Genomic DNA, 16,011 nt, shown 5'->3' with positions numbered 1-16,011 from the left:
CCCTCAGCCGTCCCCGGCGGTTCCTCAGTTCGCTCCCAGCAGCGCCGTGAGGGCCTTGCTCAGCGTCTCCTCCGGGTCGCTGACGCCGGCTGTCTCCCGCCAGGCGACGAATCCGTCAGGGCGTACGAGGACCGCGCCCTCCTCCGTCGTCCCGTGGGCCTGTGCCCAGTCGGTGCCCTCCTCGGTCACCAGATCCGCTTCCTGCCCGTCCCCCACGGCGTACACGTCGAGCGGCAGGGACATCCGCCGCGCCACCCGTTCCGCCGCTGTCCGCCACGCCCCGCCGCCGGCTCCCGTGAGCAGCACGAAGGAGCGCTCGTACAGGTCGAGGGTGGAGAGCCTGCTGCCGGCGCGCCGCAGCCACAGGTGGGGGGCGCGGCTACCGGGGTCGCCCGCGAGCCGCATGCCCTTCGGTACGACGGGCTCCTCCTGGTCGGCGCCCAGCACCGCGCCCCTGGGGTAGCGGTAGGCCAGCACGACGGGGAGCATGCCGCCGCCCTTGGGGCCGCCCGTTCCGGGCACCGGCACGTATCCGGGGTGGCTGTGCTCGGCGGAGCGGGCCGACGCGCGCTGTGACGTGGCCTCGGCGACCGGCAGCCGCTCCGCCTCGTAGGTGCTCAGCAGGCCGGGGTCCGCGTGGCCTTCGAGGACCGCTGCGAGCTTCCAGGCCAGGTTGTGGGCGTCCTGGATGCCGGTGTTCGAGCCGAACGCGCCCGTGGGTGACATCTCGTGGACGGCGTCGCCCGCCAGGAAGACCCTGCCCTCGGCGTACCGCTCCGCCACCCGCTCGGCCGCGTGCCAGGGGGCCCGGCCGGTGATCTCCACGTCCAGGTCCTGCACGCCCACGGCCGCGCGGATGTGGCGTACGCAGCGCTCGTCGGTGAAGTCCTCCAGGGTCTCGCCCCGGTCGGGGTGCCACGGCAGGTGGAAGACCCACTTCTCCACGTTGTCCACGGGCAGCAGCGCGCCGTCCGCCTCGGGGTTCGTCAGGTAGCAGACGATGAAACGCCGGTCGCCGACCACATCGGCCAGCGCCCGCGAGCGGAAGGTGACGCTCACGTTGTGGAACAGCTCGCCCGCGCCCGTCATACCGATGCCGAGCCGTTCCCTGACGGGGCTGCGCGGACCGTCCGCGGCGATCAGGTACTGGGCGCGCACGGTGGTGTGCTCACCGGTCTCGCGGTTCTTCGTCACCGCGGTGACGCCCGAGCCGTCCTGCTCGAAGGACATCAGTTCGGTGGAGAACCGCAGGTCGCCGCCCTGTGCGCGGATGCTGTCGACGAGGACGGGCTCCAGGTCGTTCTGGCTGCACAGACACCACTGCTCCGGGCTGAACCGGGCGAGGCCGCCGCCCGGATCGATCTCCTTGAACAGCCATTCCTGGTCCTCACCCACGAGGGAGCCGGCCTGGAGGATGCCGTGGTTGCCCGCGAGGACGGAGGCCGCGTCCTTGATCGCCGTCTCCGCGCCCGCGGTGCGGAACAGTTCCATCGTTCTGACGTTGTTGCCGCGCCCTCTCGGGTGGGTCGAGGTGGTGGCGTGTTTCTCGACCACCGTGTACCCGACGCCGAGACGGCCGAGGAAGAGGGCCGCGGACAGGCCCACCAGCGAGCCGCCCACGATCAGGACAGGCACATGGTGTTCGACGTTCTCGTTCATGAGACTCCCAGCAGGGATATCGCGCAGAAGAAGGGACGAACTAGCCCTTCCCTTTGACGAGTCGGGCCGGACCGGATTCACCCGCATGGTTCCCACGTCTCGCGCCTGCGCCCGACGCACCACACGATCGTGACAGGGGGTGAGGCTCACGCATCCGCGGCTCCCCCTCCGCCTGCGCCCGCAGCGGCAACGGCACCGCTCCCGATCGCGCTGAGCACCGGCCAACGCGGCGGCCTGTCCGCCCGCCACGTGACAGTGAAGGAGCGTTCGCATGACAGTTTTGTCGGAGCGGGTCACGCAATCCGTGTTCGACGGGTCGCGGCTGCGCGTCGTTCTCCTGCTCGACCTGCACGAGGGCGCCCAGACGCGGTTCCTGCAGGCGTACGAGGAGATGCACCGCCAGGTCGCCGCGGTCCCCGGCCACGTCGTCGACCAGCTGTGCCAGTCCATCGAGAACCCCTCGCAGTGGCTGATCACGAGCGAGTGGGAGAGCGCGCCGCCCTTCCTCGCCTGGATCAACAGCGAGGAGCACGTGCGCATGGTCCAGCCGCTGCACGACTGCGTGCTCAACACGCGCTCGCTGCGGTACGCCGTGCTGCGCGAGACGGGAACGACCGTCAAGAACCGTACGACGTCGCAGGATGTCGGGCAGCAGGCCCCGCCCAGGCTCGGGGACGGTGTGGTGCGCCACGCGCTCACGTTCACCGTGAAGCCGGGCACCGAGGAGATCGTCGCGAAGATCCTCTCCGACTACGCCTCGCCGACCGCGCGCGTCGACGCCGTCACCCGGCTGCGCCGGACGTCGCTGTTCATGCACGGCAACCGGGTGGTGCGCTCGGTGGAGGTCGAGGGCGACCTGCTCACGGCGCTGCGCCATGTCGCGCAGCAGCCCGAGGTGCGCGCGGTCGAGGAGGCCGTCAACCCGTACCTGGAGCTGGACCGGGACCTTGACGACCCCCTGTCCGCCAGGACGTTCTTCACCCGTGCGGCCCTGCCCATGGTGCACCACCTGACCTCTCCGGGCCACGATCTGTCCGATGTGCGCAGGCACGGGCTGTACTACCGGGCGAAGGAGGGCCGGGGCATGGCGCTGGCGCAGTTCCTCGCGGGGCAGGACGAGGCGGCGGCCGACGACCCGTCGCACCATGTCGTGCGCAGCACGATCTTCCAGCGGGACGATCTGGTGGTCCGGGTCGTCGACGTGAACGACGATCTGCACAAGCGGCCCGATGTGGCACTCGGTCTCGGCTACGGCCCGCGCAGGGCCGCCGTCCTCGGCCGGCTGCTGCACGAGGGGGACGTGCCGACCAGCGACGAGGACGTCGCCCTGCTCCTCGACCGGTGCCTGATGTCCCCGATCACCGACCGCAGCGCTCCGGAATCCTGAGGTACGCGGCCGGCCGCCGGCCTCGGCATCCTCCACTCGAACACACACGGACGAGAAGGAACTGTCATGAACCTGCACAGGCCACGCATCGTGGACCTCGCGGAGGCACCCCACAACACCAAGCGCGGTGGGGACCTGCGGGCCCTGCTCACCCCCACGGCCGTGGGCGCGACCAGCGGCTTCATGGGCCTCGCGACGATCGACCCGGGCGACCGCATCGGCGAGCACTACCACCCGCACTCCGAGGAGTTCGTGTACGTGGTGAGCGGGCGCCTCGAAGTCGACCTGGACGGCGAGACCCACAGCATGCAGGTGGACCAGGGCCTCCTGATCCCTCCGCACGTGCGCCACCGGTTCCGCAACGTCGGGGACACCGAGGCGCGCATGGTCTTCCACCTGGGCCCGCTGGCCCCCACGCCCCAGGAGGGCCACGTGGACACGGAGGAGACCGGCACGGCGGACCAGGGCCCGCCCCCGGAGCGAACGGGTGCCCTCTCATGACCCGGCGGGTGGCGGTCACCGGCATAGGAGTCGTCGCGCCCGGTGGCATAGGCGTACCCGCGTTCTGGGATCTGCTGGCGAACGGCAGGACCGCGACGCGCGGCATCACGCTCTTCGATCCCACGGGCTTCCGCTCCCGGATCGCCGGCGAGTGCGACTTCGAACCGGCGGCGCACGGCCTCGGCGACGAGGTCGCCCGCTGCGACCGGTACATCCAGTTCGCCATGGCCGCCGCAGACGAGGCCCTGCGTGACGCGGAGTTCGACCTCGAACGGGTCGACGCGTGGCGCGTGGGCGTCTCGCTCGGTACGGCCGTCGGCGGCACCTCCCGGCTGGAGGACGACTACGTCGCCGTCAGCGGGAAGGGCGCACGCTGGGACGTCGACCACCAGCACGCCCGCCCGCATCTGCAGCGCGCGTTCTCGCCGAGCTCCCTCTCCTCCACCGTGGCGGAGCGGATCGGCGCCCGAGGTCCCGTGCAGACGGTGTCCACCGGGTGCACATCGGGCCTCGACGCGGTCGGCTACGCCTTCCACGCCATCGAGGACGGCCGCGCCGACGTGGTGGTCGCGGGCGCGTCCGACTCACCGATCTCGCCGATCACGGTGGCCTGCTTCGACGCCATCAAGGCCACCTCGCCCAGCAACGACGACCCCGCTCACGCCTCACGGCCGTTCGACGCCGACCGCAACGGGTTCGTCCTCGGCGAAGGCGGCGCGGTGCTCGTGCTGGAGGAGCTGGAACACGCGCGCGCCAGAGGCGCGTCGGTGTACTGCGAGGTCCAGGGTTACGCCACCTTCGGCAACGCGTACCACATGACGGGCCTGACCACCGAGGGCGACGAGATGGCGCGGGCCATCACGACGGCCCTCGACCAGGCGCGACTCGACGCGACCCGGATCGACTACGTCAACGCGCACGGCTCGGGCACCAAGCAGAACGACCGGCACGAGACGGCCGCGGTGAAGAAGTCGCTCGGCGAACACGCCCGCCGCACCCCGATGAGTTCGATCAAGTCGATGATCGGCCACTCGCTCGGCGCCATCGGGGCGATCGAGGTCGCCGCGTGCGTCCTCGCACTCGCCCACCAGGTGGTGCCGCCGACGGCCAACTACGAGACCCCTGATCCGGAGTGCGATCTCGACTACGTGCCGCGCACCGCGCGGAACGCGGACCTGCGCAGTGTCCTGTCGGTCGGCAGTGGGTTCGGCGGTTTCCAGTCCGCGGTCGTCATGAGCCGCGGTGACGGGAGGTCCTGATGAGCGCATCGACGGGCAGGCGCCCGGTGATCACCGGCATCGGCGTCGTGGCGCCCAACGGCATCACCACGGAGACGTTCTGGAAGAGCACGGTGGAAGGCATCAGTGTGCTCGACCGCATCACCCGGGAGGGCTGCGAGGCGATGCCGCTGCGCGTCGCGGGCCAGGTACGCGACTTCGACCCGGCGTCCCTGATCGAGGAGCGTTTCCTCGCGCAGACCGACCGGTTCACGCACTTCGCGCTGGCGGCGGCTCAGGCCGCGCTGGCGGACGCCAGGCTCAGCCGCACCGACTACGAGAACTCACCGTTCAACATCGGTGTGGTGACGGCCGCGGGTTCGGGCGGCGGCGAGTTCGGCCAGCGCGAACTGCAGCGGCTGTGGGGCCCCGGGCCGCGCTCCGTGGGTCCGTACCAGTCCATCGCGTGGTTCTACGCGGCGAGCACCGGGCAGATCTCCATCCGCGGCGGGTTCAAGGGCCCCTGCGGCGTCGTCGCCAGCGACGAGGCGGGCGGTCTCGACGCGCTGCGGCACGCGGCCGCGACCGTCATGCGGGGCACGGACACCATGGTCGTCGGGGCCGCGGAAGCACCCCTGGCGCCGTACTCCGTGGTCTGCCAGCTCGGTTACGAGGGCCTGAGCCTTCGTGAGGAGCCGGACCGCGCCTACCGGCCCTTCACCTCCAGCGCCTGCGGGTTCGTGCCGGCGGAGGGCGGCGCCTTCCTGCTCGTCGAGGACGAGCGGGCGGCCCGCCGCCGGGGCGCGCCCGTCAGGGCGGAGGTGGCGGGCCACGCCACCACCTTCACCGGCGAGGCCCGGTGGGCCGCGTCCCGCGAGGGCCTCGCGCACGCCGTGCGCGGAGCACTCGCCGAGGCGCACTGCGCTCCCGAGGAGATCGACGTCGTCTTCGCGGACGCGCTCGGGATCCCGGAGGCGGACCGTGCGGAGGCACTGGCGCTCGCCGACGCGCTGGGTGCCCACGGCACCCGGGTGCCGGTGACCGCCCCCAAGACGGGCACGGGACGCGCCTACTGCGGCGGCCCGGTGCTCGATGTGGCCGCGGCTGTCCTGGCGATGGAGTACGGGGCGGTCCCGCCGACCCCGAACGTCTTCGACGTCTGCCACGACCTGGACGTCGTCACGGGTCGCGCGCGCGCCGCGGAACTTCGGACCGCGCTGGTGCTCAGCCGCGGGCTGATGGGCTCGAACTCGGCGCTGGTGGTCCGGCACATCGCGGACGGCACCTCCTGAGGACGGCACCCCCTGGGGGGCCGCCCGCCGCGGCGGTCCCCCGACCGACTGGACCAAGGAGAAGAGCATGACCGATCAGCTGACCTATCGAGATCTGGCGGCGCTCATGAAGAAGGGCGCCGGCCTCACCGTCGACCCCGACGAGCTGGAACGCCGTCCAGGAAACGAGTTCGCCGCGTTCGGCCTCGACTCGCTCGGCCTCCTCGGCATCGTCGGCGAGCTCGAGAACCGGCATGAGCTCGCGATGCCGTCCGAGGCCGACAAGTGCAGGACGCCCAAGGAGTTCCTCGACCTCGTCAACGCTCATCTCGCGGCGGGGGTCTGACATGGCCGGGCACACCGAGAACACGATCGTCGTCGCGGCCCCGTTCGACCTGGTCTGGGACATGACCAACGACGTGGCGAAGTGGACCGACCTGTTCAGCGAGTACGCGGCCGTGGAGATCCTCTCGCGCGAGGGGGAGACCACGACGTTCCGGCTCACCATGCACCCGGACAAGGACGGCAAGGTCTGGAGCTGGGTCTCCGAGCGCACCACCGACCGCGCCGCTCGCACCGTCCGCGCCCGCCGCGTCGAGACGGGTCCCTTCCAGCACATGGACATCCGCTGGGAGTACGAGGAGGTGCCGGACGGCACGCTGATGCGCTGGGCGCAGGACTTCGCGATGAAGCCCGAGGCCCCGGTCGACGACGAGTGGATGACCGGCAACATCAACCGCAACTCCGCGATCCAGATGAAACTCATCCGGGACAAGGTCGAACAGCGCGCCCGCGACGGGCGCAGCCCCGAGACCGCCAACCGCTGAGGTCCCGCTCGGTACGTGCCGCCCCCGCCCCGGGGGGCGGCACGCCCCCTTCCCCGGGCCGGTGGCCCAAGAGGTGGATCCCATGCACCAAGCCCTGATCGTCGCCCGGATCGCGCCAGGCGCCGCCCCGGACGTGGCCAAGCTGTTCGAGGAGTCGGACGCAGGCGACCTGCCGCACATGGTCGGTGTCGTGCGCCGCAGCCTCTTCCAGTTCGGCGACGTCTACATGCACCTCGTCGAGACGGACCGGCTGCCGGGCCCCGAGATCGCGAAGGTGTCGAAGACGCCGCAGTTCCGCGAGCTCAGCGACCGGCTCGACGCCTACATCAGCCCCTACGACCCCGACACCTGGCGCGGCCCGAAGGACGCGATGGCCCACCAGTTCTACCGGTGGCAGCGCGCCTGACACGAAGTGGCGCGTGCCAAGGACGCCCCGGGCGGCTCGGTGAGCCGGCGCCCGGGGCGTCCTTGTCATGTGATGCCGATGTGTACGGGGCCGGCCTCAGACCGGGACGGCGCACTCGAACGCGTGCAGGTAAGCGTTGACGGGTTGTACGTCACCGACCGTGAGCCCGGCCGCGGTGATGCGGTCGACGAGGCTCTGCCGCGTGTGCTTGGCGCCTCCCACGTTGAGCAGCAGGAGCAGGTCCATGGCGGTGGTGAAGCGCATCGAGGCGGAGTCGTCGACGAGGTTCTCGATGACCACGACCCGCGCGCCGGGGCGCGCCGCGGCGGTGATGTTCGCCAGACACCTGCGGGTGCTCTCGTCGTCCCATTCCAGGATGTTCTTGATGACGTAGAGGTCCGCCTCGAACGGCACCGCCTCCCGGCAGTCCCCCGCGACGATCCTCGTCCTGGCGGCGAGCGGTCCCTCGTCCCGCAGCCGGGCGTCGGCCCGCGCGACCACACCCGGCAGGTCCATGAGCGTGCCGGTGACGTCCGGGTGCCTCTCCAGCAGGCTGGCGAGCACATGGCCCTGGCCCCCGCCGATGTCGGCGACGGTCCGCACGCCGGTGAGGTCGAGCAGGTCGGCGACGTCCAGGGCGGACTGCACGCTCGATGTCGTCATGGCCCGGTTGAACACGCGGGCCGACTCGGTCGCGTCCTCGTGCAGGTAGTCGAAGAACTCCTTGCCGAAGACGTCCTGGAACACACTGGAACCCGACCGTACGGCCTCGTCGAGGCGCGGCCAGACGTCCCACGTCCACGGCTCGGTGCACCACAGCACGATGTCGCGCAGACTGTTCGGGTCGTCCTCGCGCAGCCGCCGCGAGAGTTCCGTGTGGCCGAAGGTGCCGTCCTCCGCCTCCGTGAACACGCCATAGCAGGCGAGGCAGTGCAGCAGCCGGCGAAGGGGCCCCGGCTCGATGCCCACCGCGGCCGCCAGGTCGGCGACCGGGACGGGGTCGTCCAGCGCGTCAGCGACCCGCAGCCGTGCCGCCGCGCGCAGGGCGGCCGAACACGCGGCGCCGAAGGCGAGTTCACGCAGCCGCATGGACGGCTGGGACGTGGCCGAGCAGGTGCAGGCCGCACTCCGGTCCGGATTCGGGACGGGTGCGGCAGTGGTGGTGCTGAGGGTGGTCATGCCGTGTGTCTCTCCTCGTGAGGCGATGGGCGGTCAGCACATGCCCTTGGGCAGGGAGGCCGTGCAGCGGTTGTCGGCGAACGCGTTCGTGGTCCCGGTCTCCCGGTCGGCGAGGTCGGCGGGCTTGTTGCCCTCCAGCACGTTGTCCCTGATGGTGTTGTGACTGTTGTGCACACCCACGAAGCTCTTGAACAGCACGATGCCGCCGGACATCGGCGCGGTGCCGACGTTCGCGCTGATCGCGTTGTCGCGTACGAGGGCGTCCTCGGTTCCGGTCAGTACGATGCCGGCGCCCTGGACCTCGGACAGCCGTGCGGTGGCGGGGCAGTACTTGTTGTTCTCGTGGACCTTGTTGTGGCTGATCGTCATGGCGCCGGCCGCCGGCTTGGACTCGTCGCCGACCACGAACACACCGGCGCAGTTCGCGGCGATGTCATTGCCGTACACGGACAGGTTCCTGACCCGCCTGAGCGTCATGCCCGTCGCGTTGCCCGTCAGGGTGTTGTTCTCGACCACGGTGCCGTGGGTGTCGGTGGCCCCGCCCTCGCTGTCGGCGAAGTTCGTGACGAAGAGGCCGGCGTCGCCGTTGTCGCGCGCGGTGACCCTCTTGATCACGGAACGCACCGACTTCTCCTCCGCGACACCCCGGACGCCGTTCTTCTCCGCGACGAGATGGTCGACCACGAGGTGGTCGGTGCCCGAGGCCCACAGACCGTTCTTCTTGAACCCGGAGACGGTCAGCGAGCGCACCCGCACGCCGTCGACGGCGGTGTCGCCCGTGCCGAGGACGCACACGCCGTCGCCCAGGCGCGCGCAGGCGCCCTGCGCGTCACCGGCGGCCGGGGTGATCACCGTGCGGGGCCCCGCTCCTTCGAGAGTGATGCCGGGCTTGGTGATCAGCACGCTCTCCCGGTAGGTGCCCGGCGCGAGCGCGACGACGTCGCCCGCCCGTGCCGCGTCCACCGCCTTCTGGATCGACTGACCCGGATGGACCTCGTGCCGGACCAAGTGGGCCGGGGCGGCCGCGCCGACGCCGCAAGCGAGCGCGGCAGTCGCGCATGCAATGGCTGTGACCTGCAGTTTCTTCATGTTCTGACGGTAAGAGACAAAGCGCCAAACTGCCACACAGAGTGACCAAACGGATACTCGGCGGCAACTGCGCCGACCGGGTGATGGATGCGCCGGGCGGCTCGCGCACCCCGACCGTAGCCAAGATCACTGCTAGCTTCGCGAGCCGTCGGTGGGTCCACGGCGCCTCGGCCGAGGCAGGGCCGCCTGTCAGAGCGGAGGACGACGGTGACTGGTAAGAGAGCAGGTCGGGAGGGATCGGAGGTCTCTCCGTTCGCACGCAGGAACTTCCTGGCGTCAGCCGTCCTGGCGGCGGCGCCCGCGGCGGCCGTGGCGGCCGCCGGCCCCGCCGCCGCGGCCGAGCAGGGGGCGGCGCACGGTGCCACGGCAGCGGCGGATACCCCCGAGGTCCGGGCGGCGGACGGGAGCGTGGCGCGGCTGCTCGCGGTGCCCGCGAGTGACCGCGGGATCGACTGGCTCCGAGAGGGCCTGCAGGTCGCCCTGCAACTCGAACTCGCCACCATCCCGCCGTACCTGTGCGGCTGGTGGTCCGTCATCGACCGCGGCAGCGAGGCGGCACGGCTGATCCGCCGCGTCGTGGGCGACGAGATGTACCACATGGGCGTCGTGTGCAACCTCCTGACGGCCGTGGGCGAGCGGCCGCGTATCAAGGAAGCGGCGACCACCTACCCCAGCCCGCTGCCGGGCGGCGTACGTCCCGGAGTGCACGTGTACCTCTCGGGTCTGACGAAGGCCTTCGTCCGGGACGTGATGATGGCGATCGAAGCCCCGGACGACCCGCTCGCCCGGAGCCTGGACGAGGCCCCCGGTGTCGGCGACTTCTACGCCGACCTGCTGGACGCCTTCCGGAGCGTGGACCCGGAACTGTCGGCCAAGGGCCAGCTCTCCGAGCGCATCGGCTCCGACTCGCTGACGCCCGTGCGCAGCCTCGACGACGTCGAGCGCTGCATCGAGACCATCAAGGAGCAGGGCGAGGGCACCAGCAGCTCCCCGGCCACCGCCTTCAAGGACGACAACCCGGCGCACTACTACGCCTTCGGCGAGATCTACCACGGCCGGCGGCTGCGCCGGACGGGCGGCAGCTGGCAGTTCACCGGCGCGCAGGTCCCCTTCCCGCGGGTGCGGCCCATGGCGCGTGTCCCCGCCGGCGGCTGGCCCCACCCGTCTCGGCAGGTGCAGAAGCTCCTCGACCAGTGCAACGGCTCGTACAACAGTGTGCTGGCCGGCCTCGACAAGGCCTGGGCGGGCGGCGGGGCGAGCAGCCTGAACGCGGCGGTCCACGCCATGCGGGGGATGGAGGGCCCGGCGGTGGAACTCATGAACCTCACCCTCCCGAACGCCCCGGGCAACTACGGGCCGGAGTTCCGGCCGCGCTTTTGAGCCACGCCCGCTCCCTCCCCGCAGTGGTCGTCGCTCACCCCTCGCGCGCGCGAACGCGTCGAGGGGTGAGCGCCGCGCGGCCCGTGTGACCGTGTAGCCCTGTGGCTCTGTGGCCCTGTGGCTCCGTCCCGGGCTCACGGGCTTCGCGGCCCGTGGGTGTGCGGCCGGGTGCCGCTCAGCGTTCGAGAAGGCGCATCCCGGCCTCGTCGTGCGTGTCGCCCGCGGCGGCGGTGAGGGTGGCCGGATGCTCCATTTGCCCGGGTACCGGTTCCACCGCGTCCGCGCCGGTGTTCGTCACAACGCGCGCGACACGCTCGGTGCCGGGGATCGGGGCGATGCCGTCCCCCTGGGAGAGCAGCCAGGCTGTTCACGGCGAAGTCGAGGCCATCCTAGGCGCCACCGTGCGCTCGACGGCCGCCCGCACGGAGGGTTCGTCGGCGATGTCCACGGTGACGGTGTCGCTTCGCCGCCCTCGTCCGTGATCACCCGGGTCGTCCCGGCCGCCGGGCTCTCCTCGATGTCGAGTCCGGCGACCGCGGCGCCGCTCCGGGCGAACACCCGTGCCGGCGCGCGGCCGATGCCACTTCCGGCGCCGGTGACCAGTCCCACCCCGCGCCGGGCTGCGCTCATGCCAACGGTGCGTGGTTGGCGAAGGCGACCTTGTACGGGTACCGCGACTGCCAGCGGCCGATGACCTCGTGCAGACCGGGTGCGGTGAACGACTGCGCCAGCGCGTCGGCGTCGGCCACGCCGAGCAGCACGATCACCGACGCGATCAGCGCCGGAATCGTCTCCTCACCGGGCATGGGGATGTGTCGCCTGGCCGCGAACGACTGGACGAAACCGGAGTCGAGCATGACCCGTTCGATATCCGAGAGATATCGGTCGAGCTCGGTGGCAGGCAGGGGCTGATCAAAGGAAACCATCATCGTGTGCTGGATCATGTGTCCATCCTTGCCCGAGCACGCTGCTGCCGTCCAAGACCTCTTCGGTACGCGGCGATAACCTGGAGGCATGGTTGAACTGGAGACCCGCGAGCTGGAGTACTTCATGGCGGTCGCCGACGAGCTGCACTTCGGCCGGGCGGCCGTCCGGCTCTCGATCGCCCAGCCGGCGCTGTCCAAGGCGATCCGGCGGATCGAGACCCGGCTCGGCGTCCCCCTGTTCCTCCGCTCCAGCCGGCACGTGGAACTCACCCCGGCCGGGGAGGCTTTGAGGGAACACGGCCGGCATGCGCTCAACGCGGTCAGCGCCGCCGTCCGCAACGCCCGGCGCGCCGGCGACACCCAGGCCCACCTCAGGCTCGTCCTCAAGCCCGGTGGCGACGCCGGTCTGCTCTCCGGGATGCTCGCCGAGTACGCCCACCAGCCGGACGCACGCCGGGTAGACATCCTGTTCAGTGGCCCCACCGACCGGGCCGACCACCTGCGGGACGGACGGGCCGACGTCGGCCTGCTCTACGTTCCGTTCGACCCTCTCGACGGCCTCGCCCACGAGACGCTGCACACCGAGGACCGTGTCGTCGTCCTCCCGCCCGGACACCGGCTCGCCGGGCACACCTCGGTGTGCCTGGCCGACCTGGAGGGCGAGACACTACCGCGCTGGATGGGGGTCCCCCCGGGCGACGACACCGGTCCCGAGGTCAAGGACGTGGTGCAGATGCTCCACATGATCACGGTCAGCCGGATGATCGGGATGCTGCCCCGCTCGCTGGTCGCGCCGGCCGCCGCCGGCCTGATCTGCGTACCGGTGTCCGACGCGCCGCCCAGCCGCCTCCTACTCGCGTGGAACGAGCGGGACCGCCGGCCGCTGGTCGCGTCGTTCGTGGCCGCGGCGCTCCGTTCCGCTCCGCCGGACCGAGGCGACCCGCGCTTTTGAAGAGACCCAGGTCCCGTCGGCGCGCATGCGGCGCCGGGCCGTTCGCGGCCGTGCGGACCCGCCGCGCGTTGCGGCGGCGGGTCCCACCGGCGCCTTCGCATCAGGCGCCCCGGACGATCGCCGACCGGGGAACGGCGCGGCCGGGCCCGGACGCCGTGATGGCTGAGGGCCGGTGATGTCTCAGCGCCGGTGACCACGCGTGGGCGGTGATGACGAGTGGGCGGCCAGGAAGTCCACCATGGACGCGACGAACTCCGGTGCGGCGATCGCCATCGCGTGCTTCCCGGCACCGGGGCCCGAGTCCCGTACGGCAGCGCCGCGGTGAGCTGGCCGGCCGAGTCGGAACGCTGGTCGTCGGTGCCCACCAGCACGAGGGTGGGCACCTGGACACGGCGGAGCGACTCCACCGGTGTGGCGACGACCGAATCCAGCACATGAAGCAGCGCCACAGGGTCCTCGCCCCTCGACCGCAGCCCGTGGGCGAAGCGCCCCTCAGGCGAATCCGGCAGAGACGATGCCGCCCCGGCGAAGGGCCGCCCTATGAAGGAGCCCGCGCCGCCGCCGACGCCGAGCACCTGGGCCAGGCCCTGGCCCGCGGCCACCGCCCGCCCGGGCGCCACGCCACGCACCAGCATCCTGACCACGACGCGCGCACCGAGCGAATACCCGCCGAGGTCATGGGCGTCCAGCCCCAAGTGGTCGAGGAGGGCGAAGCCGTCATCGGCCGGCACGTCTGCGGGACAGGCGCTGACGTCATGGAGTTTCGCGCTCCTGCCGTGCCCCCGGAAATCCGGCATGCCCACGCGGTGACCGCGTGCCGCGAACGCCTCGGCCTGACCCCTGGCGCAGCCAGAGCGTCGCGTCCTCGGTGATGCCGTGCAGCAGGACCAGAGGGCGGCCCTCCCCCACCTCCCGGTAGGCGCGGCGCACACCGTCACGGCCATGGAAGGAGGACACCGCGTCACTCAGCATGCGCTTGAGGACAGAGGTGGCCTTCGTCCCTGCGCGGCGTCGGTGGCCCGAACAGCAGGGCGGTATCGAGGACTTACCGGGAGCGGCACCGGGATGCCGTCGCGCGGCTGACGGCCGTCCGCCGCGGACGGGCCGGGCGGCACGGCGTCCGAGCCGAGTGCCGGGACGGCAGCGGAGGCGGGCGTCGTGGCGCCAGGCCGCCGCCCGGCACGGCCCCGGGCCGCGTCCCCGAGGAGCGTCCCCGCGTGGCACCGGACCTGACCGGTCACTCCATTCGTCCAGGTGAGCGAGCATCACCCCGACGGCGTCCGGGGACCGAACGGGGATCCTGGGCCTCATCGTGGTCGGCACGCCTCGCAGGCGCGGCTGACCAGCGACGCGGCCAGCCGCGCCCAGCAGGCCGGACCGTCCGGGTGCGCGCTCGATCTCCAGCGGCGGGAGCCGACCGCGCACACCGGCCATACGGTCGTGGCCATTCCGGGACATTTCCCTCGCAGAGAAGAGGGCAGTAATCGTGATGACCATGATCCTGACGGGGAACACCCGCAGGGCCATTGAGCAAGGCAAGGAATGTTCATGATGCGTACCAACCGCAAGATCGCCGTCATCCTCGCCGCCACCGCGCTGGCCGGCACCGCCGGTGCGGGACTGGCCCAGGCTTCGCCGGGGACGGCCCACACCGCGGCTCCCTCCGCCTGCCGTCCGGCCAACCACATCGCGAGGATCACCACGGCGCCCGGCACCCGGGGGAACCACCACTACCGCGTCACTCTGAGCGCACCTCGCGGGTACGCGTCATGCACGCTGGCGGGCTCGCCCACCGGCGTGCGGTTCTCGAACCACGGCTCGAAGATCAGGATCAGCACCGGCCACCACGGCGACCAGCACGCAACGGTGACCTTCGGCCCCGGCCACCCGGTCCACTTCGACATCCAGGTCCCCAGCCGCGGCCACAGCACCCCCGCGGACGAGGCGTCGTTCACGCTCCGGGCGCCGGGCGGGGAGATCCCCGGCACGTCCTTCGCCGAAGGCAGGCTCAAGGTGGCCGCCGGCACCCTGGTCGGCCCGGTCCAGCGCGGAGCCTGAGCCCTCCGTCAACGGTGGCGTCCGCGGCGGCAGCACCGCCGCGGACGCCACCGTTGACGCGTACGGGCGCGACCCGGAGCCCCGCGGCAGACTCCCGTCATCCCGTCACAAGGCCCGCGTCGGCACCTTCCGGTCTTCGTCGCCGTGGCGCGCGGCTCACTGACGCGGTCGGCGCGCGGCCCAGACGGTGCGTTCGGTGCGTATCGCGAGGTCGTCGCGGCGCACGATGCTGTGAGGGCCGGCGGTGTCGAGCAACCGGTCGAGCGCGGCGAGGTCCTCGGCCGGGAGAGTTGGCGCGACAGCGCCGCGCAGGCGCCGCAGGCTCTCCAGGGCGTAACGGCCGATCGCGTCGCCCTGGGAGCGGTCGAGGTTCACGGTGATCGTGCGTTCACCCTCGACGGTGAAACCGGCAGCGGTCAGTTTCGGCCCCCAGTCGGCGCCGAGGTGAGGCACGTGCTCGGCGCGGTAGCCGTCGCGCGCCGCGTGGCAGCGCTCCTCCAGGCCGGGCCGCTCCCCCGGGGCGTCGGGGGGCAGGAAGCGGGGGAAGGCCGCCAGCTCCACGACGGCGAACAGCCCGCCGGGCGCCAGCAGATCGAGGACCGTGCGCAGTGCCCGGTCGGGATCGGCCATGTGGTGCATCGAGGCCGAGGCCCACACCAGTTCGGGCGTCCCGAGCTGCGGCCAGTGCGCGTCGAGGTCCGCCCGCACGGTACGTACCCGATCGACCGCACCGCTGGCCCGGGCTTTCTCCCGCAAGCGGCTCAGGTGGTCGGCCGAACTGTCGACGGCGGTCACCTCGCCCTGCGGGAAGCGACGCAGCAGAGCGAAGGTACCGGCCCCGGTGCCACACCCCAGGTCCACGATGTGGCGGGGGGCGCTCGTGAGGGGGAGCCAGGTAATGATGGACGCGATGTGCTCCGCCAGTACTTCCGCGTCCAGATCGAGAATCTCCGCCTGGCTGTCGCCGCCGGAGTGAGGGCCGGTGTGGGTGCCGGTGCGAGGGTCGGCGCGGTCGGTGCGGGGGGCGCCGACGTGAGGGCCGATGGGGTGCGAGCGGGCGCCGTGCCCGCCTTGATGGCCGGCCCGCTGGGGTGTGTGACTCATACGGACACGCTAGGACGGTCATGCCTGTGCGGCACGACTGCTTTCCGTTTACGCA

The 16,011-nt window shown here is 71.8% G+C and carries 17 protein-coding genes; 11 read left to right on the top strand and 6 right to left on the bottom strand.

What is annotated here, in order from left to right; genetic code table 11:
- Nucleotides 1-24 precede the first annotated feature (24 nt).
- The gene (locus OG310_RS33195; RefSeq protein ID WP_329459547.1) at nt 25-1,659 is read right to left on the bottom strand and encodes an FAD-dependent oxidoreductase; all 1,635 of its coding nucleotides are present in this window, start codon (nt 1,657-1,659) and stop codon (nt 25-27) included.
- Between the two features lie 271 nt (nt 1,660-1,930).
- Here OG310_RS33195 and OG310_RS33190 point away from each other — a divergent pair, with 271 nt between their 5' ends.
- The 7 genes from OG310_RS33190 to OG310_RS33160 all read left to right on the top strand — a co-directional run bounded on the left by OG310_RS33190 (nt 1,931) and on the right by OG310_RS33160 (nt 7,268).
- Complete coding sequence (locus tag OG310_RS33190; protein ID WP_329459546.1) at nt 1,931-3,046, top strand: SchA/CurD-like domain-containing protein; 1,116 nt, start codon at nt 1,931-1,933, stop codon at nt 3,044-3,046.
- A gap of 66 nt (nt 3,047-3,112) precedes the next feature.
- Nucleotides 3,113-3,547: a cupin domain-containing protein gene (locus OG310_RS33185; RefSeq protein ID WP_329459545.1), complete on the top strand. Its 435-nt coding sequence runs from the start codon at nt 3,113-3,115 to the stop codon at nt 3,545-3,547.
- Nucleotides 3,544-4,806: a beta-ketoacyl-[acyl-carrier-protein] synthase family protein gene (locus tag OG310_RS33180; RefSeq protein WP_329459544.1), complete on the top strand. Its 1,263-nt coding sequence runs from the start codon at nt 3,544-3,546 to the stop codon at nt 4,804-4,806. The genes OG310_RS33185 and OG310_RS33180 overlap by 4 nt, the downstream gene beginning before the upstream one ends.
- A complete protein-coding gene (locus OG310_RS33175; RefSeq protein ID WP_329459543.1) occupies nt 4,806-6,056 on the top strand; it encodes a beta-ketoacyl synthase N-terminal-like domain-containing protein in 1,251 nt (416 codons plus the stop codon). Before OG310_RS33180 ends, OG310_RS33175 begins: the two co-directional genes overlap by 1 nt.
- Nucleotides 6,057-6,123: 67 nt before the next feature.
- On the top strand, nt 6,124-6,381 hold the full coding sequence (locus tag OG310_RS33170) for an acyl carrier protein (RefSeq protein WP_329459542.1): 258 nt from the start codon (nt 6,124-6,126) through the stop codon (nt 6,379-6,381).
- Between the two features lies 1 nt (nt 6,382).
- Nucleotides 6,383-6,862, top strand: a complete 480-nt coding sequence (locus tag OG310_RS33165; protein ID WP_329459541.1) for an SRPBCC family protein — start codon at nt 6,383-6,385, stop codon at nt 6,860-6,862.
- Nucleotides 6,863-6,944: 82 nt separating this feature from the next.
- The gene (locus tag OG310_RS33160; protein WP_329459540.1) at nt 6,945-7,268 is read left to right on the top strand and encodes a TcmI family type II polyketide cyclase; all 324 of its coding nucleotides are present in this window, start codon (nt 6,945-6,947) and stop codon (nt 7,266-7,268) included.
- 96 nt (nt 7,269-7,364) lie between these two features.
- Here OG310_RS33160 and OG310_RS33155 read toward each other — a convergent pair whose 3' ends face one another.
- Nucleotides 7,365-8,447, bottom strand: a complete 1,083-nt coding sequence (locus tag OG310_RS33155; RefSeq protein ID WP_443078787.1) for a methyltransferase — start codon at nt 8,445-8,447, stop codon at nt 7,365-7,367.
- Nucleotides 8,448-8,480: 33 nt separating this feature from the next.
- Nucleotides 8,481-9,536 carry a right-handed parallel beta-helix repeat-containing protein gene (locus OG310_RS33150; RefSeq protein ID WP_329459539.1) on the bottom strand — a complete coding sequence of 352 codons (1,056 nt, stop codon included), beginning with the start codon at nt 9,534-9,536 and terminating at the stop codon, nt 8,481-8,483.
- Nucleotides 9,537-9,743: 207 nt separating this feature from the next.
- Here OG310_RS33150 and OG310_RS33145 point away from each other — a divergent pair, with 207 nt between their 5' ends.
- Nucleotides 9,744-10,916, top strand: a complete 1,173-nt coding sequence (locus OG310_RS33145; protein WP_329459538.1) for a ferritin-like domain-containing protein — start codon at nt 9,744-9,746, stop codon at nt 10,914-10,916.
- A gap of 294 nt (nt 10,917-11,210) precedes the next feature.
- On the opposite strand, the gene OG310_RS33140 is transcribed toward OG310_RS33145, so the two are convergent.
- Both OG310_RS33140 and OG310_RS33135 read right to left on the bottom strand, forming a co-directional pair.
- Nucleotides 11,211-11,546: an SDR family NAD(P)-dependent oxidoreductase gene (locus OG310_RS33140; RefSeq protein ID WP_329459537.1), complete on the bottom strand. Its 336-nt coding sequence runs from the start codon at nt 11,544-11,546 to the stop codon at nt 11,211-11,213.
- The gene (locus OG310_RS33135; protein WP_329459536.1) at nt 11,543-11,860 is read right to left on the bottom strand and encodes a hypothetical protein; all 318 of its coding nucleotides are present in this window, start codon (nt 11,858-11,860) and stop codon (nt 11,543-11,545) included. The genes OG310_RS33140 and OG310_RS33135 overlap by 4 nt, the downstream gene beginning before the upstream one ends.
- Before the next feature lie 70 nt (nt 11,861-11,930).
- On the opposite strand from OG310_RS33135, the gene OG310_RS33130 reads away from it, so the two are divergent.
- From OG310_RS33130 to OG310_RS33120, 3 genes are all read left to right on the top strand, one after another.
- Nucleotides 11,931-12,794: a LysR family transcriptional regulator gene (locus tag OG310_RS33130; RefSeq protein ID WP_329459535.1), complete on the top strand. Its 864-nt coding sequence runs from the start codon at nt 11,931-11,933 to the stop codon at nt 12,792-12,794.
- A gap of 199 nt (nt 12,795-12,993) precedes the next feature.
- Complete coding sequence (locus OG310_RS33125; RefSeq protein WP_329459534.1) at nt 12,994-13,119, top strand: hypothetical protein; 126 nt, start codon at nt 12,994-12,996, stop codon at nt 13,117-13,119.
- Nucleotides 13,120-14,342: 1,223 nt separating this feature from the next.
- A complete protein-coding gene (locus OG310_RS33120; RefSeq protein WP_329459533.1) occupies nt 14,343-14,852 on the top strand; it encodes a DUF4232 domain-containing protein in 510 nt (169 codons plus the stop codon).
- A 156-nt stretch (nt 14,853-15,008) separates the two neighbouring features.
- Here the strand turns inward: OG310_RS33120 and OG310_RS33115 are convergent, their stop codons facing one another.
- Nucleotides 15,009-15,956: a class I SAM-dependent methyltransferase gene (locus OG310_RS33115; RefSeq protein WP_329459532.1), complete on the bottom strand. Its 948-nt coding sequence runs from the start codon at nt 15,954-15,956 to the stop codon at nt 15,009-15,011.
- Nucleotides 15,957-16,011 lie beyond the last annotated feature (55 nt).

The organism is Streptomyces sp. NBC_01497, from assembly GCF_036250695.1.
In the GTDB taxonomy this organism is placed as follows: Bacteria; Actinomycetota; Actinomycetes; order Streptomycetales; family Streptomycetaceae; genus Streptomyces.
The sequence above is the reverse complement of the archived record's forward strand: the minus strand, read 5'-3'. Positions and strand labels throughout refer to the sequence as shown.

Coding starts and splice junctions, on each gene's coding strand:
- OG310_RS33140 (WP_329459537.1), bottom strand. CDS start 11,546: ATGAGCGCAGCCCGGCGCGGGGTGGGACTGGTCACCGGCGCCGGAAGT.
- OG310_RS33115 (WP_329459532.1), bottom strand. CDS start 15,956: ATGAGTCACACACCCCAGCGGGCCGGCCATCAAGGCGGGCACGGCGCC.
- OG310_RS33150 (WP_329459539.1), bottom strand. CDS start 9,536: ATGAAGAAACTGCAGGTCACAGCCATTGCATGCGCGACTGCCGCGCTC.
- OG310_RS33175 (WP_329459543.1), top strand. CDS start 4,806: ATGAGCGCATCGACGGGCAGGCGCCCGGTGATCACCGGCATCGGCGTC.
- OG310_RS33160 (WP_329459540.1), top strand. CDS start 6,945: ATGCACCAAGCCCTGATCGTCGCCCGGATCGCGCCAGGCGCCGCCCCG.
- OG310_RS33135 (WP_329459536.1), bottom strand. CDS start 11,860: ATGATCCAGCACACGATGATGGTTTCCTTTGATCAGCCCCTGCCTGCC.
- OG310_RS33180 (WP_329459544.1), top strand. CDS start 3,544: ATGACCCGGCGGGTGGCGGTCACCGGCATAGGAGTCGTCGCGCCCGGT.
- OG310_RS33130 (WP_329459535.1), top strand. CDS start 11,931: ATGGTTGAACTGGAGACCCGCGAGCTGGAGTACTTCATGGCGGTCGCC.
- OG310_RS33185 (WP_329459545.1), top strand. CDS start 3,113: ATGAACCTGCACAGGCCACGCATCGTGGACCTCGCGGAGGCACCCCAC.
- OG310_RS33195 (WP_329459547.1), bottom strand. CDS start 1,659: ATGAACGAGAACGTCGAACACCATGTGCCTGTCCTGATCGTGGGCGGC.
- OG310_RS33155 (WP_443078787.1), bottom strand. CDS start 8,447: ATGACCACCCTCAGCACCACCACTGCCGCACCCGTCCCGAATCCGGAC.
- OG310_RS33190 (WP_329459546.1), top strand. CDS start 1,931: ATGACAGTTTTGTCGGAGCGGGTCACGCAATCCGTGTTCGACGGGTCG.
- OG310_RS33170 (WP_329459542.1), top strand. CDS start 6,124: ATGACCGATCAGCTGACCTATCGAGATCTGGCGGCGCTCATGAAGAAG.
- OG310_RS33165 (WP_329459541.1), top strand. CDS start 6,383: ATGGCCGGGCACACCGAGAACACGATCGTCGTCGCGGCCCCGTTCGAC.
- OG310_RS33120 (WP_329459533.1), top strand. CDS start 14,343: ATGATGCGTACCAACCGCAAGATCGCCGTCATCCTCGCCGCCACCGCG.